Below are 21572 nucleotides of genomic sequence, written 5' to 3' on the forward strand. Positions count from 1 at the left end.
GCGCATCGCCGCAAAACTGAAATCAAAGCGTCATCGAAACGACGTGACCGCGTAGCAGGTGCGTCGCACAAGGCTCGTAACGCCCCGATTGTTGCATTGCACAAGGGGTCGGTTTCGATGTCGTTTCACACTGTTTCGCGCGTCGCATTGGCGCTTGGGCTGATCGCTGGCCTGTCCAACGTCGCCAACGCCGCGACCCCTGGCGTCGCACCCGCGCCTGCGCCTGGCGAACCTGTGGCAGCCCCTGCTGCGCAACCCGACGACGCGGCACAGACCGACATTCTGGTCACTGCGCGCCGCAGCACGCGATCGGTGACCCAGCTCGACAGCACCGAGATCCAGAAGATCCTGCCCGGCATCAACCCGCTCAAGGCGATCCAGACGTTGCCCGGCGTGACCTATCTCACCGCCGATCCATGGGGCAATAACGAACAGAACATCTCGCTGTTCATCCACGGCTTCAACCAGCAACAGCTTGGCTATACCCTTGACGGCATTCCGCTCGGCGACCAGAATTATGGTAATTACAATGGCTTGTCCCCACAACGTGCGATCATTTCGGAAAACGTCGGCAAGGTGACGCTGGCGAGCGGTGCGGGCGATCTCGGCACCGCCTCCACCAGCAACCTTGGCGGCACGATCGATACCTTTTCGAGCGATCCCAAGCATAGTTTCGGCGGCACGGTCGCGCAGACGGTTGGCAGCTACAGCGCGTTTCGCACCTACGTGCGGCTCGACAGCGGTGACCTCGGCGGCGGCAACGCTTTCTATGTCTCGGGCGTGCGACAGGATGCGCGCGCGTGGGATTTCAATGGCCATCAAGGTGGCTATCAAGCCAATGGCAAGTTCGTGCACGATAGCGGATCGATCAAGCTGACCGGCTATTTCGCCTATTCGGACAAGACCGAACCCAATGAGGACGCGACCGTCGTCAATATTTCAAAGGGCGAGGTGCCCGGCAGCGTGCCGTACACGCGCCCGTTCCTCTACCCCGACTTCAAGACCGCAGTCGCCTATCTGACCTCGGCCGAATATGCGGCGGCCAAGGACAATTACCGTAACTATTACAGCGACGCGCAACGCACCGATTATCTCGGCTATGTCGCGATGACGGCAAAGCTGAGCAGCGCGGTGACCTATGACGCCAAGGTCTATTATCACCACAATGATGGCGTCGGCGTGGTTGCCGGGCCGATCACGGTTGCTGGCCTGCCGCAGCTCTTTTCGGTCTATTATCCGGGGCAAAACCTCTCGACCGTGTTTGGCGGATCGGGCTTTGCGACGCGTACGACCGAATATCGCATCGATCGCGGCGGCATCATCCAGACGCTGAAACTGTCGCTCGGCAATCATGACATCGAATTTGGTGGCTGGTTTGAGCGGCAGAGCTCGTCGGCTTTCCGCCGCTGGTATGCGCTGGACGTCAACAATCCGTCGACGCCGTACCAGCGTCCGCGCGACACGCTCAACCCGCTGATCACTCAATATTATAGCGAAGTGCGCGTCGACCAGTTGCAGAGCCATGTGCAGGATGCGTGGCACGTCCTGCCGACGCTGACGATCCTCGGCGGCTTCAAGTCCACCTATCAATTCGCCACGCAGCGCATCAAAGTCCAACCGCTGCTGGGTTCGTTCGCTGGAACCGTCGCGCTTCCCAATGGCGCGCTTGAGACGACCAAGGTGTTTTTGTCCGAAGTGGGCGCGGTGTGGGAGGTGACCCCCAACGATCAGTTGTTCGTCAACGCGCAGAAGAACATCCGCCAGTTCCAGACGAGCGCTGCGGCTGGCCTGTCGCCCTTTGCACTGGGCAGCCAAGGGGCGTTCGACCTGTTTTCCTCGACCGTCCAGCCCGAAACGAGCTGGACCTATGAAGGAGGCGTGCGCTCGCATCACCAACTGGGGGGCGGCCTGTCGATTGAGGGGCAGCTCAGCGTCTATCACGTCGATTTCTCGAACCGGCTACTCGGCATTTCGCCCAACCCGATCGTCAACTCGATCACCAGCGGCGCTGCGATCATTCAGAACGTCGGTGGCGTGAAGACCAACGGCGTGGATTTCGCGTTCACGCTGCACGCCGGGCCGCGGGTCTCGCTGTACAATGCGCTTTCGTACAACACCTCGAAATATAAAGCCGATTATATCAGCGGAACGACGACGATCCCGACCAAGGACAAGAATGTGCCCGGATCGCCCGACTGGCTCAACAAGACCGTATTGTCGGTTGGACACGGGATTTTCGACGGTCAGTTGATCGGTGATTATATCGGTCGTCGTTATGCGACCTACACCAACGATCTGTCGGTCGGGGGCTATTTCACGCTGGCAGGCCAGATCGGGGCGACGATCCCGCTCGATCAACGGTTGGTGGCAAAAGCGCTGCGAGTCAGCGTGAACGTGACCAACATCACCGATCGCAAGGCGGCGTCGTCGCTAAGCATTGGGTCGGCGACCAACACCTACAGCGTGTTCCCGCTTGCCCCGCGTCAGGTGTTCGGAACGGTGAGCATCAGCTTCTGATGCCGGGCGGGGTGCCGCCGCTCGCGAGGAGCGGCGGCACTGGGGTCAGCGCCCCTTGAACAGCCCCCCCAGCACGCCGCGCACGAGCCCGCCGATGATCCCGGCTCCGGCACCGCGCGATGATCCGAACACGGTCTTCGACACTTCATTGGCGACCTGACGCCCGACTGCGGAGGAGGCGGAGCGGGTCGCCGAGGTGATCGCCCGGTTCCACGGCGAGTTGGCGGCGGCTTTGGCGGCTGCCGCTTCCTGTTGCGCGGCAAGGCGGGCCTGGCGGTCGGCCTCGCGTTGCGCCGCGACACGCTGACGCTCGGCTTCGCGCGCGGCAACGGCGTCGGCCTTGGCCTGTGCCGCCGCCGCCTTATCGGCCTCGGTTTTGGCTTTGGCTTCGGCGGCGGCTGCACTTGCTTCCTGCGCCTTGCCGGCGAGGATTTCCTCGGCGGATTGGCGGTCGATCGCGGTGTCGTATTTGGTGCCGACCGGATCGGTCTGGATCATCACGCCGCGCTCGACCGGGGTGACCGGTCCGACGCGCGAGGCGGGCGGGGCGATCAGCGTGCGCTGGACAGGCGAGGGCGATCCGTCGGGCAGCAACAGCGACACCAGAGCCTCACCGACCTTCAATTCGGTGATGGCGGTTTCGACATCGACACCGGGATTGGCGCGGAAGGTGGTGGCCGCAGACTTCACCGCCGCCTGATCGCGCGGGGTGAAGGCGCGCAGCGCGTGCTGGACGCGATTGCCGAGCTGGCCCGCCACCGTATCGGGAATGTCGATCGGGTTCTGGGTGATGAAATAGATGCCGACGCCCTTGGAGCGGATCAGGCGCACGACCTGCTCGATCTTTTCGAGCAACGCCTTGGGCGCGGCATCGAACAGCAGATGCGCCTCGTCGAAGAAGAAGCACAATTTGGGCTTGTCGGGATCGCCGACCTCGGGGAGATGCTCGAACAATTCGCTCATCAGCCACAGCAGGAAGGTGGAATAGAGCTTTGGGCTCGCCATCAATTTGTCGGCGGCGAGGATGTTGACGATGCCGCGCCCCTTGTCGTCCACCCCGATGAAATCATCGAGATCGAGCGCGGGCTCGCCGAAGAAATGCTCGCCGCCCTGGCTGCGGAGTTGGAGCAAGGCGCGCTGGATCGTGCCGATCGATTGCTTCGAGACATTGCCATACGTGGTGGTGAGTTCGTCGGCGCGTTCGCCGCAGCTGACCAGCATCGCTTGCAGATCGTCCAGGTCGAGCAGCAGCAGCCCGTCTTTGTCGGCGACGTGAAAGGCGATCGTCAGCACGCCTTCCTGCACCTCGTTCAAGTCCATCAGACGCGAGAGCAGCAGCGGCCCCATTTCGGTGATGGTGGTGCGAATGGGATGGCCCTGTTCGCCATAGAGATCCCAGAATTGCACGGGCGTATCGGCATAGGCCCAGGTGTCGTCGCCAATTTCCTTGGCGCGTGCGGCAAAGATGTCGTGATTCTTGGCAGTGGGCGATCCGGCCATGGCGAGGCCCGACAGATCGCCCTTCACATCGGCGACGAAGCACGCGACTCCGTTGCGCGAAAAGCCTTCGATGATGCCCTGGACGGTGACGGTCTTGCCGGTGCCGGTCGCGCCCGCGATCAGCCCGTGGCGATTGGCGCGCTTGAGTTCGAGCTGCTGGGGATTGCTGCCACCGGCACCCGCGCCAAGGAAGATACTGGTCGTTTCGTTCATGAAGCCTCCCGCGATTTCGGCGAAAAGCTATCGCGCGAAAAGCGGGGCGGCGGAAGGAAAATCCCTCTCCCGTGGGAACGACGGGAGAGGGATCGATAGGCTTACTTCTTCAGCTTGACCGCGATGAACAAAGCGGGCTGACGGCCGCGCACGAGATACAGCGCGACCTGCGTGCGGCCAGCGGCCTTGGCCTGGGCGACCACCGCGCCGAGCGCCGCTGGCGTGGTGACCGGAACGCCATTGGCCGAGACGATCACGTCGCCGCGCTTCAGGCCCTTCGACCCGGCATCGCTCGACGGATCGACGGTGGCGACAACCACGCCCTGCACCGACGAATCGACGTTGAAGGTGCGCGCGATTTGCGGGGTCAGCGTCTGCACCGTTACGCCCAGCGCATTGGCGGCTGCCTGGCCAACGGTGGGGTTGTCGCTGTCATCCCCATCATCGCCTTCTTCGCCCGCTGCCTTGGCGGCAAGCTGATCCTCGGGCGGGCGCGTCCCGATCGTAGCGATGATCGTTTGCGGTTTGCCCTGGCGAATGATGTCGAGCGGCACCCGGCTGCCCGGCGTCACATTGGCGACGAGATAGCTGAGCGACTGGTCGGGCGTGACATCCTTGCCGCCGACGCGCAGCACGACGTCACCAACCTTCAGCCCGGCCTTTTCGGCAGGCTGGCCCGGCTCGATGCTGCGGAGCAGTTCGCCGTGATTCTTGACCAGGCCGAAGGACGAGGCAAGATCGTCGTCGATTGGCTGCGGCCCAACGCCGAGATAGCCGCGCGCGATCTTGGTGCCCTTCATCAGCTTCTCGATGACGGGCTTGGCGTCGGTGGCCGGAATGGCAAAGCCGATGCCGATATTGCCGCCGCCCGTGCTGCCCAGAATCTGCGAGTTGATGCCGATGACGTTGCCGTTGAGGTCGAACATCGGGCCGCCGGAATTGCCCTGGTTGATCGCCGCGTCGGTCTGGATGAAGCGATCATAAGCGCCGCCTCCGGTGACGCGGTGCAGCGACGAGACGATGCCCGCCGTCACCGTGCCGCCCAGGCCGAACGGATTGCCGATCGCGACGACCCAGTCGCCAACGCGCGCGGCATCCGAATCGCCGAACTTCACGAAGGGCAGGTTCTTCGCATCGATCTTGAGCAGCGCCAGATCCGAAGTCGGATCGCGCCCGATCAGCTTGGCGACATATTCCTTGCGGTCGACCAGGGTTACGGTGATCGAATCTACCGTTGCCCCTTTGGCACCGGGAGCCACGACGTGGTTGTTGGTCACGACATAGCCGTCTGGCGAAATGATGAAGCCTGACCCGAGCGAGGTTGCTTCCCGCGTGATCGCGGGGCCGCCATTGCCGCCCTGGCCCTGCTGGCCGAACAGCCCCTCGAACGGGGTGCCGGCAAACGGGTTGGCGGGTTGCTGCTGCGTGATGTGCTGGCTGGTCGAGATATTCACCACGGCCGGCTGCAGCTTCGCCACCAGATCGGCAAAGCTCATCGGCGCGCCCGGCTTGGGGGCGGTGGCGGCCATCACGGCGGGCTCGTTCTGCGCGGTCTGCGCGCCCCCGGCGGACGGCAAGGCAATGGCGGTCGCGGTGCCGCTCAGCAACAGGGCGGCGGTAATGGCGTAGGCGTAGCGCACTTTGGTCGTTTCCTCTCGTCTACCAATTGGCAGCATCGCTTTTGTAGATACTAAGCGATGCTGAACGGCGATTGAATATGAACGGCTGATGGCGGGTTATGGAACCATCGATCAGCGTCGTCCCTGGAATTCCTTCAAATAGGCATTGTCGGGCGACAGGACCAGTGAGGTCTGGCCCTTGGCATCCTGCGCGAAGGTGTACCGATACGACTGCATCGCCCGATAGAAATCGTAGAAATCGGGGTCCTTGTTGAAGGCGTCGGCATAGATTTGCGCGGCCTTGGCATCGGCTTGCGCCTGGATGATCTGCGCGGTCTGCTGCCCTTGTGCCTTGATCGTCAGCGCCTGTTGCTGGCGCGCGGTGCGCATGCGGTTGAGCGCGCTGTCGAACGGCGTGCCGCTGGGTAGATCGGCATGCTTGATCCGGACATCGACGATCTGCACGCCATATTGCGAGGCGAGCTTTTGCAGACCGGCGCGGATGTTGCCCATCACCTGGGTGCGTTCGGGGCTGAGCAAGGCGGCGAACGGCCGCTTGCCGAGTTCGTTGCGCAGCGAGGAGCTGAACAGCGGCTTCAACTGATCCTGCACGCGCTGTTCGGTTACCGAGGTGCTGCCGGTCGAGATCACCGCCTTCAACGGGTCGACGATGCGGAAGCGGGCATAGGCGTCCACCTCCAGGCGGGTCTGGTCGGTCGAGAGCACAGGCTGGTTGTCGAGTTCGACATCGAGCACGCGCTTGTCGACCCACACCAGCCGATCGATGAAGGGCACGCGCGCGGTCAGGCCCGCGCCGGTCTGGCCGAACACTTCATTGGGGCGATATTCGTTGATCGTGCGCACGGGCTGCTGAAAGCGCAGCACCACCGCCTGGCGCGTCTCGGGCACGATCGCGAAGGTGCTGGCGGCGAGGATCAGCAACACCAAGGCGAACACGCCAAGGGCGATGGGATTGCGGAGCAGGGCGCGGTTCACTGGGCGACTCCCGGAGTCTGAGGAGCGGCTACGGCGGGGGACGGTGCCGACGGCACGCGGCGCATGCCGGGCAGCGGCAAATAAGGGACAACGCCCGGCGATTCGATGATCGTCTTGTCCGACTTGGACAGGACTTGCTCCATCGTGTCGTAATACATGCGGCGGCGCGTCACTTCGGGCGCGAGCTTATACTGCGCATAGATCACGTCGAAGGCCGCGGCTTCACCCTGCGCCTTGGCCAGCACCTGCTGCGCATAGCCGCGCGCGCGGCTGATGTCGCTTTGCGCCTGTTGCTGCGCGGCGGAGACTTCCTTGAAGGCGTCGGCGACCTGGGCGGCGGCTTGCGCGCCCTTGATCGCGACGCCCTGGATGCGGATGCCCGCATTATAGCGATCGAGGATTTCCTGCATTGCCTGCTGGACCTTCACCTCCATTGCGGTGCGGCCGGCACCGATCGCTTCGTCGAGCGTGGCGGTGGCGACGACCGCGCGCATCGCGCTTTGCGCGGTGGCGCGCAGCGTCTCGCGCGGGCGCGCGATCTGGAAGGCGAAGTCCTGCGGGTTGGCGATCTGCCAGCGCACCGAATAGTCGAGATCGACGATGTTCTGGTCGCTGGTCAGCATCAGCTTGTCGGTGTCTTTTCCGGCGGTGACGGCGCTGCTGTCATCGGGAAAGGTGTCGGTATTGATCGCGGCGACATCGACCTTGGCGACCTCGACAAAGGGCGCAGGCAAGGTGAAGCGGATGCCGGGCTCGAGCGTCTCCGAATAGCGGCCGAGCACGGTGACGACGCCGCGCTCCTGCGGGCCGATCGAATGGAAACTGGTGAGGGCAATCCACGCGACCAGCAGGATGCCGACCGCGATCACCCACAATTGGCCTGCGCTGGGCGCGCCGGGAATCCGGGGGCGTCCACCGCCACCACCAGAGCCGCCTCCGCCGCCGCGCGCGCGCTTGAGGAATTCATCGAGCGCGCTGGGCCCTGGCGTAGTGCCACGCGGCTTGCCGCCGGGCGGCTGTGCCCATGGGTTGCGCGGGCCGCCACTGTCGCCCCCGCCATTGTCGGACCCGGAGCCGCTGCCCCACGGTCCCTTATTGTCGGCGGCGAGGATGGAGAAGCGCTGAAACCAGCCCGATAAGATCGTCATGAAACCTTTATAGGGGTGCGTTCTTGCGAAAAACAGTGGCAAGCGCATCCGCGTCGCCTATCTGCGCACGATGACCGATAGTAGTTTGCTAGATGCAGCCCTCCTCCGCGTTGCCCAGGGGCGCGCCACCGGCAGGATCGAGGAGGGACGCGCCAGCATCATCGTCGATGTCAGTGGCCTGGACGAGCCTGCGCGTGACGCGCTGGAGGCCGATGTCCGCGCCGCGGCTACCGCTGTTCCCGGCATTTCCAGCGTGCGCGTTGCGCTGACCAGCCAGCGTTCGCGCCGAATCGTGCTGGCGGTGGCAAGCGGCAAGGGCGGGGTGGGCAAATCCACCGTCTCGGCCAATCTCGCGATCGCGCTGGCGCGCTCCGGGCGGCGCGTCGGGTTGGTCGATGCCGATATCTATGGTCCGTCGCAGCCACGGCTGATGGGCGTCGCCAATGCCAAGCCAACCGCGCGCGACAAGGTGTTGCAACCGGTGCCGACGCCTTATGGCGTGCCGATGCTGTCGATGGGGATGCTCGTCGCCGCCGACCAGGCGATCGCGTGGCGCGGGCCGATGGCTGCGGGCGCGCTGACGCAGATGATGGACGCCAATTGGGGACCGGCCGACACGCTGGTGCTCGATTTGCCGCCGGGCACGGGCGACGTGCAATTGACGATGATCCAGAAATATCGCCCGAGCGGCGCGGTGATCGTCTCGACCCCGCAGGATCTGGCGCTGATCGATGCGCGCCGCGCGATCGACCTGTTCGTCAAGGCGGGCGTGCCGATCATCGGGCTGATCGAGAATATGGCGGGCTATGTCTGCCCGTCATGTGGCGAGGTCTCGGATCCGTTTGGAACAGGCGGGGCGGAGGCCGCCGCGGCGGAACTGGGCCTGCCGTTTCTGGGGCGCATCCCGCTCGATATCCGGGTGCGCGTCGCCTCGGATGCGGGCGAGCCCCCGGCGGCGGGGAACGGTCCTGAAGGCGTTGCGTTCATGGGCGTGGCCGACAAGGTTGGCGATTGGATCAAAGGACAAGGCTGATGCCGCTCACCCAGGATGCCGAGCTTCGCACCTTGCTGGAGGAAACGCGCGTGATCGCGCTGGTGGGCGCATCGGATCGCCCCGATCGCCCGTCCTACCGGGTGATGCGGACGTTGCAGGAGCATGGCTATCGCGTGATCCCGGTCAATCCGCAGATCACGGGCGAGCATCTCCACGGCGAATTCGTGTTTCGCGACCTCTCGCAAATTGGCGATCCGATCGATCTGGTCGACATCTTCCGCAATTCTGCGGCAGCGGGCGAGGCGGTGGATGACGCCATTGCAGCGGGTGCGAAAGCGGTCTGGATGCAGTTGGGCGTGGTCAACGACGTCGCCGCCGCCCGGGCAGAGGCGGCGGGATTGAAGGTCGTCATGGACCGTTGCCCCGCGATTGAACTCGCGCGCCTTGGGATCGCGCCGATCGCCTGAAATTCGCCACGATTGCCGCGCAGCTTCGCTCCGATGCTGTTGCTGCTCCTTGCCGCGCAAAGCGCCAGCCCTGCGGCAAGCCCCGCAGCCGCACCGACATCCTTTTCCATTCTACAACCGGTGCCGGACGAGCCGTGCGTGCGGCGTGGCGCGAAAGACAGCAATCCTGAGGATATTGTGGTGTGCGGCCAGCCGTTGCCGTCGCAGGCTTTGCCCTATCCCAACGAAGTGGTGCTCGACGAGCCGCGCCCGTCCAACCCCGACCTGCGGGCGACCCGCGCCCTCGATCTGTCGACGCCATCCTGTGCGACGGTGCAGAGCGGCTGCAATGTGGGGGTTAACATCTTCGGCGGGGCTACGCAGTTGGTGCGCCTGGTGCAGAAGGCGATCGCGCCCGACAGTTGCTGCGAGCGGCCGGGCGAGGCGTCCAGTCTCGGCATGCTGCTGGGCGACGCCGCACACGGGGTCGGGCGGGCGTTCCGCAAAAAGCCCGACAAATCGCGCCGCGTTTCGATCCCGCTGGAAGACCCGCCGCTGGATACCTCAAGCCGAATAACGCCCTAAACGCACGCCACGGCGGTTACGCGAGGATGTGCATCCATAGCGGCTGCCCGACCAGGCTTTGCGACCCGCGCAACCGTTCCAGCGCCTGGGCGACGCTGCGCTCGGGGCCTTCATGGGTAACGATCGCGACCAGCACCGAGCCATCGGCATGGACGCCGCGCTGCATCAGGCTTTCGATCGAAACGCCGGCATCCCGCATTGCGGCGGCGATCTCGGCCAGCACACCCACGCGGTCGGCGACGGTGAAACGCACATAGGCGCGCCCGAGCCGGTCTCCCGCATCGGCAGGCCCCTGCGCGAGCAAGGCGTCGGCGGGCATGGCGAAGGCCGGGCCGAATTCGCCGCGTGCGATGTCGATCAGATCGGCGACGACAGCAGACGCGGTCGGCCCGTCGCCGGCACCCGCCCCCTGGAACAGCAAGCGCCCGACGAAATTGCCTTCCGCCACCACCGCATTGGTCGCGCCGGTGACGTGCGCTAGCGGGTGACTGACGGGCACGAGATGCGGGTGCACGCGCTGGAATAGCCCGTTCGGGCCGGATTCGGCGAGGCCGATCAAGCGCACGCGATACCCAAGCGACGCCGCCTCGGCGATATCGGCGGCAAGCACGTGGCGGATACCGCTGGCGGCGACATCGGCGAAAGCGGGCTGCGTCCCGAAGGCGAGGCTGGCCAAGAGCGAAACCTTGTGCGCCGCATCGACGCCATCGATGTCGAAGCTCGGGTCGGATTCGGCAAAGCCCAGCGCCTGCGCCTCGGCCAGCACATCGGCGAAATCGCGGCCTTCGGCTTCCATCTTGGACAGGATGAAATTGCAGGTGCCGTTGAGGATGCCGTAGACGCGCTCGATCTCATTGGCAGCGGCACCCTCGCGCAGCCCCTTGATCACGGGCACGCCGCCCGCGACGGCCGCTTCGAACTTCAGCGCGACATTGGCGGCTTCGGCGGCGCGCGCCAGCTCCAGCCCGTGATGCGCCAGCATCGCCTTATTGGCGGTGACGAAGCTCTTGCCAGCACCGAGCGTGGCGCGCGCGAGCGTGAGGGCAGGGCCATCCGACCCGCCGACCAGCTCGACCACGACATCCACGTCCGCATGGGCGAGCGCCGTCGTGTCGTCGACCCATGCGAAGCGACCGATATCGACCCCACGATCCTTGCTGCGGTCGCGCGCGGACACCGCAACGATCTCGATCGGTCGCCCCGCGCGCCGCGCGATCAGCGCGCCATTGGTGTCGAGCAAGCGGATCACGCCTGCGCCAACCGTGCCGAGACCGGCAAGCGCGATGCGGAGGGGTTTGGTCATGGGTTCGACTTCCTGCCTTGTAGTGCGGCGCGGCTCATGCGGCACGATCGACCCTGAAACAAGATCGCTGTTATTTGGGAGCGGTGAACACGACGACAGTGCACCCCTTGCTACAATCCGGAATGGTGTAAGCGGCGTGAACAATCGCCGCCACACTCCAACTGATGATCGTAACGCCAAACAGCCTTACCGCTGTATCAAAGTGTCGGCGCTGGAACGTGATCCACTGCGTGAAGCCACTGACGATGGTGATGGCAAACAAGATCGACACCAGCAACGGTAAAGCGAGGAAGCGCGCAGGGTGCGTGAGGGCAGACAGAGCCGTCAACCCAGCGAGCGCCGTTCCGAGTCCGCCGACCGCCAGTTGTAGATATCGTCCGACCCGGATCACTTCACGCCTTCACCAACCCGATTTCGACCAGCCGCTCGTGCAGATAATCGTGCGCTGTGATCGGGGTGGGATAGCGGTTGGGGTTTTCTGCGCTGATCGTCGAGGGCAAAGTCTCGATCAGGAAATCGGGCACCGGGTGCAGGAAGAACGGCATCGAATAGCGCGAGTGGCCGCGCCGCTCGGGCGCGGGATTGACGACGCGGTGCGTGGTCGAGGGCAAGACGTGGTTGGTCAGGCGCTGGAGCATGTCGCCGACATTGACGACCATCGCGCCTTCGGGCGGCCGGATCGCCAGCCACTCGCCATTCTTGTCGAGCAGCTCGAGCCCGGCCTCCTCGGCACCGAGCAGCAGGGTAATGAGGTTGATGTCCTCATGCGCACCAGCGCGGACCTCCGGCGCGTCGGCGGGGACCGGAGGATAATGGAGCAGCCGCAGCACCGAATTGCCGTCCTTTACGGCAGGATCGAACCAGTCGGGGGCGAGTCCCAGATGGCGCGCAATGGCGGAGAGCAAGCGATCGCCCGCAGTGTCGAAGGCCGCGAACAGCTCGATAAAGGTTTCGCGGAATCCCTCGGGCTGGTCGGGCCAGATGTTGGGGGACATTTGCGCCTCGAACCGGTGCCCTTTGGCCAGCTCGCGGCCGATATGCCAGAATTCCTTCAGATCGACATGGTTCGCGCCCTTGGCGATCTCGGTCTTGAACGGCGTATAGCCGCGCGCGCCGCCACCACCGGCCACGAAATAGGCGCGTTTCGTGTCCTCGGGCAGCGCGAAGAACGCCTCAGTCATCGCCCAGGCGCGCGCGATCAGATCGGCGGGTACGCCGTGATCGGCGACGACGGCAAAGCCGAACCGCTCGAACGACCCGCCGAGCGCAGCGGCAAAAGCGACCGGGTCGGCGGCTTCGTCGCTCAGCGAAAGCGCTGGGACTTGCGCAGGTGTGGGGGCAGTCGGCGTGTCGAGCATGATCGGGAGTCCGTCAGAGTAAAGCCACCGGATAAACCGGATTTGCCCAGACGTCATCAGCAGACCGCCACGCTCGCTCATCCGATAGTGATGACGCCTTTTGCCATATCGCTGCCGTCGGGCACGAGGTCGAGCGCGAACGGTTCCCCTTCATTGGTCTTGCCGGTCAAGCCATTGCCCGCTGCCGTCAGCGTGAATCCCGCCGCAGTCAGCTTGGTTTTGAACCAGTCCCGGACCGCAGCCGGGGCGGCGGGGCTGGTAAAGGCAACGCGGACGTGGCCGTCTTCCTCGGCGTCGGGCTTGTTCTTGGCAGTGATGTTCACGCTGCCGATCGTCGAACCGGGATACAGATGCACCCCGTTCATGTCGAAATTGCTCGCATCCAACTTGACGTTGGGCAACTTCATCTTGCCCTTGAAAAACGGCGTGTCGATCGCCGCTTCGCCATTGCCGTCGAAACCGGCCAGGACCGGGCCGTCACCATCCGACGTGTTGATCGAAATCGAGGTGCCGTCCTTGCCGCCCCCACAGGCGGCAAGCGGGAACAGCGCAATCGCGCACACCAGGGGACGGAGCATGGCAGACCTCATGTGTATCATCGTGCTAACACACTAAAGGCCTGCCATGCGGTTCGTCAAGGTCTCAGTGCGTCAGCGCGGCGGGCACGGTGCCGCCGGACTCGGCCAGCTTGGCCATGACCTGCTGGTGCAGCCAGACATTCATGGTTGCGCTGTCGTCTGTGTCACCGGTGAAGCCCAGTTCGTGCGCGAGGGCGAGGCGGTTCTCATGGCTCGGGTCGAGATCGAGCAGCTTCATCAAGTCGACGATCGAGTCGCGCCAGTTGAGCTCCTGCCCCTTGGCCTCGGCTTTGGCGGTGAGGATCGCTTCGACATCGACGGGGGCCGTGGGGGCCGTCGGGGTGGCTTCGGCGGGCGGGTTGCCCGGGTCGGACGGCGTGTTCATCTGCGGCATCGCCGATGTCGAGGGAACGGCTTCGACCGGGGCGGCCTTCTGGCCCCAGATTGCATCCTTGATCATGCTGAAAATGCCCATCGCCATGCTCCTTGTGGTGGAGCCACGAAAGTGCCGCAACGGTGCTACGGTTCCATGACGCGCGCGAGATTCAAGCTGCGGTGCGGATGAATTGATGGGTGACCTGCGCGGCAGGCTCGGGCATTGGGGCGATATGCCTGTTTCGAACGACATCCCCGTGCAGGACACGCCGCCAATCCGCTTGGTGGAGTTCGTGCCTCTGATCGCTGCCCTCATTTCGCTCGGTGCGCTTGGGATCGATACGATGCTGCCCGCCTTGCCCGATATCGCACGTCGGCTCGGGGTGGATGCGATCGTCGACGGCCCGTTGATTTTGACGGTGTTCGTGGTCGGGCTGGGGATCGGGCAATTGATCCACGGACCGTTGACCGATCGTTTCGGGCGGCGGCCGGTGTTGATCGCGGGGCTGCTCGGGTACATCGTGTGCAACTTGCTGGCGGGGCTGGCCAACGGTTTCGCGCTCCTGCTGGCGATGCGCTTCATCAGCGGCTTGGCGGTTGCCGCCAGTCGCGTCGTAACCATCGCCGTGATCCGCGATTGCTTTTCCGGGCGCGCGATGGCGCAGGTGACCAGCCTGGCCTTCATGGTGTTCATGGCGGTGCCGATCGTGGCACCGAGCATCGGGCAGGCGATCTTGCTGCTGGGATCGTGGCGGCTGATTTTTGAGATGATCGCGGCGGCGGCGTTGCTGTGCCTGGTCTGGTTCGTCCTCCGCATGCCCGAGACGCTGCGTTCGGAAAATCGCGCGCCGCTATCGATCCGTAGTACAGTGTCAGGCTGGCGACACACGCTGCGCGACCGCTATTCGCTGGGTTACATGATCGCGGCGCTGATCTGCCAGGGCGCGATTTTCGGGTATCTCAGTTCGATCCAGCCGATCATGGAGCATGTCTTTCATCGCCCTGGGCTGCTCGGCATGGTGTTCGCCGCCTCGGCGGGCACGATGGCGGTGGCGAACTTGCTCAATTCGCGGATCGTCATTCATCTGGGCATGCGCCGTATTTCGCAGGTTGCGTTGGTGGTGATGATCGTCTCGTCGGGCACGGGCCTGGCGGTCGGGTCTTTTGGCGATGAGCCGCTGCTGGTGTTCGTCGTGGTCCAGGCGATCACGATGGCGTGCTTTGGCCTCGCCACCTCCAACATGTCGGCGATGGCGATGGAAAATATGGGCGAAATCGCGGGGATCGCATCGAGCGTGCAGGGCTTTTTCGGTATCACGCTTGGCGGCGTGATCGGCTGGGCGATTGGGCGCAGCTTCAATGGCACGACCGCGCCGATGCACCTGGGTTTCCTCATCGCCGGTGTGGCCGGGCTAGGCATCGCCGCCATTGTCGAGCGTGGTCGGCTGTTTCGCCCCAGTTGAGCGAATTTCGGTGAACCGCGCGGAACCGAACGCGGGTTGCGCGGTTCGAAGTTTGGAATGATCCTACATTGTGTGGGCTGTCGGGAGAGACGCAATGAGCATAGGTGGACATCGCGTGCCGGGGGAAGGCACCGGCGACGACGGATATGACGAAGAAGGCTATGACGAAAGCCAGCGCGCGGAAATCCTGGAGGTCACGCGCGACGGGCCCAGCGATGGCACTTTGCTGACCGACCTCAACCCCGACATCGCATCCGAAAATGACGATGACGATGACGATGATCTCGACATGGAAGACGATGATCTGGGCGAGGAAGATGACGACCTCGATTCGGAAAAGGATCCGGATGAAGACGAGGAAGAGGAAGACGACGTTCAGGACGAACTCGACGACGATACGGTCGATGACGACGAATTGAGCGACCGCGACGACGCGGCCTTGCGTCCCTGACTATAGGATTGGGGCGGTCGACATTTGTCGGCCGCCCTTTTTTTGACCTCCGCCAATCGCAGGCGGAGGGCTATGTCGCGCGCTGGCGCTGACCCTTACGATCCCCAACGATGATGTGGACGACGCGCGGCACCGCTAAGCGCTTCAGTTGCCCTTCATCGCATTGGCGAGAATGGCGAGGTCCGCATTGTCGATGGCCGCCCCGGTGGCGTCGGTGGCATTGGCCGCAGCTGCTGCGTCGCCATGCCCAGCCGGGGGCGCAAACCCAACCGTATCGACCGCTGTCCAAAGGATGCCGATCGCCCAAAGCAGCGCGGACCACCGGCTGAGAAAGAGTTTTCGAAACGGCACAGGCTCGCCATAGCGAACCGTGATTAACACTCTTTCCTTAAAGCGTATGATTCCACGGAAATTCTTCGTTCGGTCGGCGATCGGCCAGGTCAGCTGCGCGGTGAAGATGTTCGGCGGATTGCTTGGCGGCCTGCGGGGTGAGCGAGGTCGCCAAACCATCCGGCCCATCGAGCAAGACTTCGCCACGCTCCGCCGCTACACGGATGGGCGTATCGCTCGGTGTTTTCGACATTGCATCTCTCCCAGTGGACAGAACGTGGTGACGCGGCGCATGTTCCGGGAAAATAGGGGAAACCATGTACACTAGCCTGTTCCTTAAGACTCATCGCATCCCGGTGCTGGACGCCGAGGAGGTGGCCGCGCTGGAAGCGGCGGTTGGACGGACGGCCACATTTTCAGCCAAGCAGATCATCGTGCGTCAGCAAACACCGCTGACCCAATGTACGCTGCTGCTGGAGGGCTTCGTCGAGCGGTATAAGGATACGCCCGAGGGGCGGCGGCAAATCCTCGCGATTCACGTTCCCGGCGATTTTGTCGATTTGCACAGCTACCCGCTGAAGCGCCTCGAACATTCGGTCGCGGCGCTTACCGACGTGAAGGTCGCGTTTTTCCCGCATAGCGCAATTCGGGCGCTCACCGAGCGATCTGCCACGCTGACCGAATTGCTGTGGCGCTCGACGCTGATCGATGCCGCGATCAACCGCGAATGGATCGTGTCGATCGGCGCGCGCAGCGCCGTCGTCCGCCTCGCGCACCTCTTTTGCGAGATGTACGTTCGCCTTGAGCGGATCGGGATGACCTCGGGCACCACGTTCGCGCTGCCGCTGACCCAGGTCGACCTGTCCGATGCCACCGGACTGACCGCGGTTCACGCCAACCGCATGCTCCGCCAGTTGCGCGAACAGGAGCTGGTCAGTTTTCGACAGGGGACGGTCGAGATTCTCGATTGGAACGCGTTGCGGCGCTTCGCCGATTTCGATCCGGCCTATCTGTTCTTCGATTGATGCACGGCTTCAGCGGATCGGCACTCCGGCCAGATAATGCGTCTGCGCCGCATCGGTCGCGTTGATGGCGAGAATCGAGCGCGCGTCGCCGGGAGCCAGGGGCTTGCCGTGACGATCAGCCGCCGCGCCGATGACGCGGTGGAGCAGTTCCTGGCCCTCTTCCCACCATCCGATCCCGCTCGCCGCGTTCAGATGGCCTTGGGCCCCGGCATCGACAAAGTGGCTGCCCCAGCCGACCGCCAGGCTGTGCGCGCGCTCGATCGTGATCCAGGGGTCGTCGCGACTGGCGACGACAATGGAGGGGAAGGGCAGGGGGCTGATCGGGGTTGGGCCAAAGGCGGCGAGTTCGGCCTGGGCATCAGGGCGGTCGACATCGGCGGGGGCGACCAGCAGTGCCCCGGCGACGGGCCAGCCATAAGGCTGGCGGGTCAGCTCCGTCCACCACGCCACGGCGAGGCAGCCAAGACTGTGCGCGGCGAGCACGACCGGAGCCTGCGCCGAACGGATCGCCTGGTCGAGCTTGGTCACCCAGGCGTTGCGATGCGGCGTATTCCACATCCCCAGTTCGACGCGGATCGTGTCTGGGCGTGCCTGTTCCCACAAGGTCTGCCAATGCGACGGGCCCGAGCCGCCAAGGCCGGGAACGGTCAAAATGGTCGGCTGAACGGGGTCGAAATTCGAAAAGGTACCCATCGATTCTCTCCCAATGCGCCCTGAAACAGGGGTGGAGAGACGTGGCCATCCGTGCTCTAGGGGGACGCCGCATGGCCACGCCTCCAAGCGCAAAATGTATTCCTACTTAAAAGATAGGCAATAGCGCTGCGCCAGAAAGAATGGCGGATGCGATGACCTGAAATAGGGACGACCGCGCGGCGTAAAACGGGCCGGGGCGAGCGGTATTTCAAGGGCACTAAGGCGCGCGCGACTCGAAGCCCCCTTGCGCGCGTGCGCCGCTTGGCGTTGGAGGGGCTGTATGTCCAAGACCCGTGCTGACCAACTCCTCGTCGATCGCGGCCTCGCCGAAAGCCGGACGCGCGCGCAGGCGCTGATCATGGCGGGGCTGGTGTTTTCGGGCGAGCGCAAGATCGACAAGCCCGGCCAGGCGGTGGCGGACGATGTCGTGCTCGACGTGCGCGGGCGCGACCATCCATGGGTCTCGCGCGGCGGAATCAAGCTGGCGCATGGTCTGGATGCGGTCGGCTGGGACGTAACGGGCGCGGTGGCGATCGATGTCGGCTCTTCGACCGGCGGCTTTACCGACGTGTTGCTCCAGCGTGGCGCGGCGCGGGTTTATGCCGTCGACAGTGGCACCAACCAATTGGCGTGGAAGCTGCGCCAGGATGACCGGGTGATCGTCCACGAACAGACCAGCGCGCGGATTTTGACCGAGGCGCATATTCCCGAGCCGATCGACCTGATCGTCTGCGATGCGAGCTTCATCGGCCTCACCAAGGTGCTCGAGGTGCCGCTGCGCTTTGCCAAGCCGCAGGCGCGCTTGCTCGCTTTGATCAAGCCGCAATTCGAGGCTGGCCGCAATGAGGTTGGCAAGGGCGGGGTCGTGCGCGATCCAGCGGTGCATGCGCGCGTCTGCACAGAGGTCTCGGCATGGGTGGTCGCGCAAGGGTGGTCCGTCGTCACGCTGGTCGAAAGCCCGATCACCGGGCCTGAGGGCAATATCGAATTTCTGATCGCCGCCACACGGTAGGAGACAGGCGCTGGTTGGGGAAAATTTAACCACGCAACCTGACCGTCGTTCTTCTATAGAAGATCAGGCGGGGCGACAGCTGAGCGCCTGACAGATTCGCGTGTAACCGGGGGCCGTGGCTTGAGAGAGATTGCATCGAAACAGCAGTTGCGGCTTGCGTTTTTGCGCTGGGCGGTCGTGACGGTGCCGTTCGTGCTCTTGCTGGGCTTTACCGCAGCGCGCCTGGCCCCCGCTGGATCGGCCAATGTCTGGTACGCCGCGCTGGTTAAACCGCCCGTTACGCCGCCGGATTGGGCCTTCCCGGCGGCATGGACGGCGATCTACGTCCTGCTGGGCCTTGCGCTGGCGATGATCATCCATGCCCGCGGCTCGCGCATGCGTGGCCCGGCGATTGCGCTGTTCGCTGTTCAGTTGGCGGTGAATTTGAGCTGGTCGCCGGTGTTTTTCGGCATGCATCAGGTGACCTTCGCGCTCGGGATCGTCGTGCTGATGTTTCTGCTCACGCTGGCGATGGCGATCGTCTTCGGCCGGATCCGCGTGCTGGCCGGGGCTTTGCTGGTACCGTATCTTCTCTGGCTGGTGTTCGCCTTCTATCTCAATTACCAGATCATGGACTTGAACCCAGGGGCCGAAACCCTTGCGCCACCGTCCGCCACCACCCAAATCATCAAGCTCTGAACCCCACGGGATTTTCCGCATGCAATCCGATAACAAGATTTTCGACGACCTCGCCAAGTTCCTGAACGGTGCTGCTGGAACGCTGGCCGGTGTTGGGCGTGAGGCCGAGGCAGGCGCGCGCGCGCGGGCGAAGGAGTGGATCGGCGGTCTGGATTTCGTTTCGCGCGACGAGTTTGAGGTCGTCAAGGCGATGGCGGCGGCCGCGCGCGACGATGCGGATGCGCTGCGTGCGCGGCTCGATGCGCTCGAAGCGAAAGCGGCGGCAACGCCTAAGGCGGAAGGCTGAGACGATCTTTTCCACAGTTTTTTCGATTGGCTTGCCTGCCCCATTCTTGTGCTGCCCGCCGCGCTGCGTCACCACAGCGCCAAAGGCGAATGATGGAGGCGCACGATGATCCTCGATGAGGCGGATTTCGATCGCGACGATGCAGCGCCGATCGACATGCTGGAAAGCTATTTCGCGGCGCATGGCTGGGACCATGAGCGGCAGGACGATGAAGTCATCGCCAAGGTCAAAGGGAGCTGGACGCAATATGAGCTTCGCGCGCTATGGCGCGAGGAAGACAGCGTTATTCAGTTCCTGGCCTTTCCCGACGTGCGCGTGGCCGATGACCGGCGCGCCGCGATTTATGAAGCGATCGGGCTGATCAACGAGCAATTGTGGGTCGGCCATTTCGAATTGTGGTCGGCGAGCGGGATCCTGCTGTACCGCCATGCCGCGATGATCGAAGGCGCGACCGAATCGGGGGGCGGCACGATGTCGCTGGGGACGGCGGAATTGCTGGTCGAGAGCGCGATCGACGAATGCGAGCGCTTCTATCCGGTGTTCCAGTTCGTGCTGTGGGGCGGCAAGACCCCTGCCGAAGCCATGGCCGCAGCCATGACCGAGACGCAGGGCGAGGCCTGAATGGTCGGGCACGACCGTCCGGAACGGACGGTGACTCGCGTCTGGATGGTCGGATGCGGGACTATGGGCGGGGCGATGCTCCGCCAATGGATTGCCAGTGGGGTTCTGGCACCCGGCAATGTCGATGTGGTCAACCGGGCCGACCGGCTTTTGCCGACAGGCGTCCGGCAGGCGCGGGATGTGCCGAGCGGGGCATTGCCCGATCTCGTGATCCTGGCGATGAAGCCGCAGCAATTGGACGAGGTCGCCGCGCGCTTTGCGGAGCGCTTGCGGGGCGTGCCAGCGTTGGTCTCGATTTTGGCGGGGGTGGAAGAACACGCGCTTGCCGCGCGGTTTCAGGCAGGCGCGATCGTTCGCGCAATGCCGAATTTGCCGGTCGGGATTGGCAAGGGCGTCGTCGCGCTCGACAGCAGCAGCGCCGATCCCGCCCTGCGCAGGGCGATCACCACGGTGATGGCAGCACTCGGTCTGGTCGAATGGGTCGATCCAGCACAGTTCGATGCCGTCACCGCACTGGCCGGGTGCGGGCCGGCGTTTCTATATCGCTTTATCGATGCGCTGGCAGCGGCGGGCGTTGCGCAGGGGCTGCCCGAAGACCAGGCGAACCGTCTGGCGCTCGCCACGGTTGCAGGGTCGGCGCTGCTGGCGGCTGCCGCAGATGTTCCGCCGGGCACGCTGGCCGATCGTGTTGCCAGCCCCGGCGGTTCCACGCGCAAGGGGCTCGACGTACTGGATCAGGGGCAGGCGCTTGTCGCTTTGCTGCGCACCACGGTTGCAGCCTCGGCTGCGCGCAACGCGGAGATGGCCGCAGAAGCGCGGCGTTAGGACGCGGGCGACGCCTAAGTCTGCAGTCAGACCGAGAGGAGCTTCAGCACCTCGTCTGGGGTGATTCCTTCCAGCACCGCCCAGAAGCCGCTGACCGCATTCTGCCCCGCACTGGCATAAGCCTGCGCCCACACCTGGCGGACGCATTCGAACAGATCGGATTCGAGCTGCTTGCCCGCTTCCGACAAGCGCAGCAGCCGTTGCCGCCGATCACGCTCGCCAATGCGCGTTTCGACGAGGTTGCGCTCGACCAGTTCGTTCAGGACGCGGCCGAGCGATTGCTTGGTGATGCCGAGCAGCCCGAGCAGCGCGCTGACCGTCAAGTCGGGGTGGCGCGCGATGAAATACAAAGCGCGGTGGTGCGCCCGGCCCAGTCCTAACGCGCTCAGTTGTTCCTCGGTGGAGCGCGCAAGCGTGCTCTGCGCGAAGTACATGAGTTCCATGCCACGACGGATTTCGGGTTCGCGCAGGAAAAGCGGCGAGGCGGAGGCGATTGCGGTAGCCATTGTTGACCGCGTTTGCCGCCTCCCGTACAGCCCTTCAACCCCCAAATTGT

25 protein-coding genes are annotated in these 21572 nt (G+C 64.3%); 12 read left to right on the plus strand and 13 right to left on the minus strand.

Going from position 1 to position 21572, the window contains the following annotated elements; genetic code table 11:
- The first annotated feature begins 117 nt into the window (after positions 1 to 117).
- Positions 118 to 2517, plus strand: a complete 2400-nt coding sequence (locus tag H4W01_RS05845; protein WP_209610273.1) for a TonB-dependent receptor — start codon at positions 118 to 120, stop codon at positions 2515 to 2517.
- A 45-nt stretch (positions 2518 to 2562) separates the two neighbouring features.
- On the opposite strand, the gene H4W01_RS05850 is transcribed toward H4W01_RS05845, so the two are convergent.
- From H4W01_RS05850 to hflK, 4 genes are all read right to left on the minus strand, one after another.
- A complete protein-coding gene (locus tag H4W01_RS05850; RefSeq protein ID WP_209610274.1) occupies positions 2563 to 4230 on the minus strand; it encodes a helicase HerA-like domain-containing protein in 1668 nt (555 codons plus the stop codon).
- Positions 4231 to 4331: 101 nt separating this feature from the next.
- On the minus strand, positions 4332 to 5870 hold the full coding sequence (locus tag H4W01_RS05855; RefSeq protein WP_209610275.1) for a Do family serine endopeptidase: 1539 nt from the start codon (positions 5868 to 5870) through the stop codon (positions 4332 to 4334).
- A gap of 111 nt (positions 5871 to 5981) precedes the next feature.
- Positions 5982 to 6845 (minus strand): protease modulator HflC, encoded by an 864-nt coding sequence (gene hflC, locus H4W01_RS05860; protein WP_010408391.1) that lies wholly within the window; start codon positions 6843 to 6845, stop codon positions 5982 to 5984.
- Positions 6842 to 7993 carry a protease modulator HflK gene (gene hflK, locus H4W01_RS05865; protein WP_209610276.1) on the minus strand — a complete coding sequence of 384 codons (1152 nt, stop codon included), beginning with the start codon at positions 7991 to 7993 and terminating at the stop codon, positions 6842 to 6844. Before hflK ends, hflC begins: the two co-directional genes overlap by 4 nt.
- Positions 7994 to 8063: 70 nt before the next feature.
- Here hflK and H4W01_RS05870 point away from each other — a divergent pair, with 70 nt between their 5' ends.
- The 3 genes from H4W01_RS05870 to H4W01_RS05880 are packed head-to-tail and all read left to right on the plus strand — an operon-like array spanning position 8064 to position 10018.
- Positions 8064 to 9026 (plus strand): Mrp/NBP35 family ATP-binding protein, encoded by a 963-nt coding sequence (locus H4W01_RS05870; RefSeq protein ID WP_209610277.1) that lies wholly within the window; start codon positions 8064 to 8066, stop codon positions 9024 to 9026.
- Positions 9026 to 9454, plus strand: coding sequence for a CoA-binding protein (locus H4W01_RS05875; protein ID WP_209610278.1), 429 nt, complete (start codon positions 9026 to 9028; stop codon positions 9452 to 9454). The genes H4W01_RS05870 and H4W01_RS05875 overlap by 1 nt, the downstream gene beginning before the upstream one ends.
- Positions 9455 to 9487: 33 nt before the next feature.
- Positions 9488 to 10018: a hypothetical protein gene (locus tag H4W01_RS05880; RefSeq protein ID WP_209610279.1), complete on the plus strand. Its 531-nt coding sequence runs from the start codon at positions 9488 to 9490 to the stop codon at positions 10016 to 10018.
- Positions 10019 to 10034: 16 nt separating this feature from the next.
- Here the strand turns inward: H4W01_RS05880 and H4W01_RS05885 are convergent, their stop codons facing one another.
- From H4W01_RS05885 to H4W01_RS05905, 5 genes are all read right to left on the minus strand, one after another.
- Positions 10035 to 11321: a homoserine dehydrogenase gene (locus H4W01_RS05885; protein WP_209610280.1), complete on the minus strand. Its 1287-nt coding sequence runs from the start codon at positions 11319 to 11321 to the stop codon at positions 10035 to 10037.
- A gap of 70 nt (positions 11322 to 11391) precedes the next feature.
- Positions 11392 to 11712 (minus strand): hypothetical protein, encoded by a 321-nt coding sequence (locus H4W01_RS05890; protein ID WP_209610281.1) that lies wholly within the window; start codon positions 11710 to 11712, stop codon positions 11392 to 11394.
- A gap of 1 nt (position 11713) precedes the next feature.
- Positions 11714 to 12679: an isopenicillin N synthase family dioxygenase gene (locus tag H4W01_RS05895; RefSeq protein ID WP_209610282.1), complete on the minus strand. Its 966-nt coding sequence runs from the start codon at positions 12677 to 12679 to the stop codon at positions 11714 to 11716.
- 77 nt (positions 12680 to 12756) lie between these two features.
- Complete coding sequence (locus H4W01_RS05900; RefSeq protein ID WP_010408414.1) at positions 12757 to 13257, minus strand: hypothetical protein; 501 nt, start codon at positions 13255 to 13257, stop codon at positions 12757 to 12759.
- 64 nt (positions 13258 to 13321) lie between these two features.
- Positions 13322 to 13732, minus strand: a complete 411-nt coding sequence (locus H4W01_RS05905; RefSeq protein WP_209610283.1) for a DUF3597 domain-containing protein — start codon at positions 13730 to 13732, stop codon at positions 13322 to 13324.
- 94 nt (positions 13733 to 13826) lie between these two features.
- Here H4W01_RS05905 and H4W01_RS05910 point away from each other — a divergent pair, with 94 nt between their 5' ends.
- Entirely contained in the window at positions 13827 to 15095 is a 1269-nt protein-coding gene (locus H4W01_RS05910) for a multidrug effflux MFS transporter (protein ID WP_334685169.1), read from the plus strand.
- Positions 15096 to 15189: 94 nt separating this feature from the next.
- On the plus strand, positions 15190 to 15546 hold the full coding sequence (locus H4W01_RS05915) for a DNA primase (protein ID WP_209610284.1): 357 nt from the start codon (positions 15190 to 15192) through the stop codon (positions 15544 to 15546).
- Between the two features lie 144 nt (positions 15547 to 15690).
- Here the strand turns inward: H4W01_RS05915 and H4W01_RS05920 are convergent, their stop codons facing one another.
- Both H4W01_RS05920 and H4W01_RS05925 read right to left on the minus strand, forming a co-directional pair.
- A complete protein-coding gene (locus H4W01_RS05920) occupies positions 15691 to 15927 on the minus strand; it encodes a hypothetical protein (protein ID WP_334685170.1) in 237 nt (78 codons plus the stop codon).
- A 7-nt stretch (positions 15928 to 15934) separates the two neighbouring features.
- Complete coding sequence (locus H4W01_RS05925; RefSeq protein ID WP_010408424.1) at positions 15935 to 16129, minus strand: hypothetical protein; 195 nt, start codon at positions 16127 to 16129, stop codon at positions 15935 to 15937.
- Between the two features lie 64 nt (positions 16130 to 16193).
- Between H4W01_RS05925 and H4W01_RS05930 the strand changes: the two genes are divergently transcribed.
- Complete coding sequence (locus H4W01_RS05930; RefSeq protein WP_209610285.1) at positions 16194 to 16901, plus strand: Crp/Fnr family transcriptional regulator; 708 nt, start codon at positions 16194 to 16196, stop codon at positions 16899 to 16901.
- Between the two features lie 9 nt (positions 16902 to 16910).
- Here H4W01_RS05930 and H4W01_RS05935 read toward each other — a convergent pair whose 3' ends face one another.
- Positions 16911 to 17594 carry an RBBP9/YdeN family alpha/beta hydrolase gene (locus H4W01_RS05935; RefSeq protein WP_209610286.1) on the minus strand — a complete coding sequence of 228 codons (684 nt, stop codon included), beginning with the start codon at positions 17592 to 17594 and terminating at the stop codon, positions 16911 to 16913.
- Between the two features lie 280 nt (positions 17595 to 17874).
- On the opposite strand from H4W01_RS05935, the gene H4W01_RS05940 reads away from it, so the two are divergent.
- From H4W01_RS05940 to proC, 5 genes are all read left to right on the plus strand, one after another.
- Positions 17875 to 18606 carry a TlyA family RNA methyltransferase gene (locus H4W01_RS05940; RefSeq protein ID WP_209610287.1) on the plus strand — a complete coding sequence of 244 codons (732 nt, stop codon included), beginning with the start codon at positions 17875 to 17877 and terminating at the stop codon, positions 18604 to 18606.
- Between the two features lie 120 nt (positions 18607 to 18726).
- Positions 18727 to 19284: a TspO/MBR family protein gene (locus H4W01_RS05945; RefSeq protein WP_029623109.1), complete on the plus strand. Its 558-nt coding sequence runs from the start codon at positions 18727 to 18729 to the stop codon at positions 19282 to 19284.
- Between the two features lie 19 nt (positions 19285 to 19303).
- Positions 19304 to 19570 (plus strand): accessory factor UbiK family protein, encoded by a 267-nt coding sequence (locus H4W01_RS05950; protein WP_010408435.1) that lies wholly within the window; start codon positions 19304 to 19306, stop codon positions 19568 to 19570.
- A gap of 105 nt (positions 19571 to 19675) precedes the next feature.
- Positions 19676 to 20191 carry a YbjN domain-containing protein gene (locus H4W01_RS05955; protein ID WP_010408437.1) on the plus strand — a complete coding sequence of 172 codons (516 nt, stop codon included), beginning with the start codon at positions 19676 to 19678 and terminating at the stop codon, positions 20189 to 20191.
- 45 nt (positions 20192 to 20236) lie between these two features.
- Positions 20237 to 21016: a pyrroline-5-carboxylate reductase gene (gene proC, locus H4W01_RS05960; protein WP_209613263.1), complete on the plus strand. Its 780-nt coding sequence runs from the start codon at positions 20237 to 20239 to the stop codon at positions 21014 to 21016.
- A gap of 26 nt (positions 21017 to 21042) precedes the next feature.
- Here the strand turns inward: proC and H4W01_RS05965 are convergent, their stop codons facing one another.
- On the minus strand, positions 21043 to 21522 hold the full coding sequence (locus H4W01_RS05965; protein ID WP_010408442.1) for a MarR family transcriptional regulator: 480 nt from the start codon (positions 21520 to 21522) through the stop codon (positions 21043 to 21045).
- Positions 21523 to 21572 lie beyond the last annotated feature (50 nt).

The organism is Sphingomonas sp. PL20, from assembly GCF_017875905.1.
Classification (GTDB): domain Bacteria; phylum Pseudomonadota; class Alphaproteobacteria; order Sphingomonadales; family Sphingomonadaceae; genus Sphingomonas; species Sphingomonas echinoides.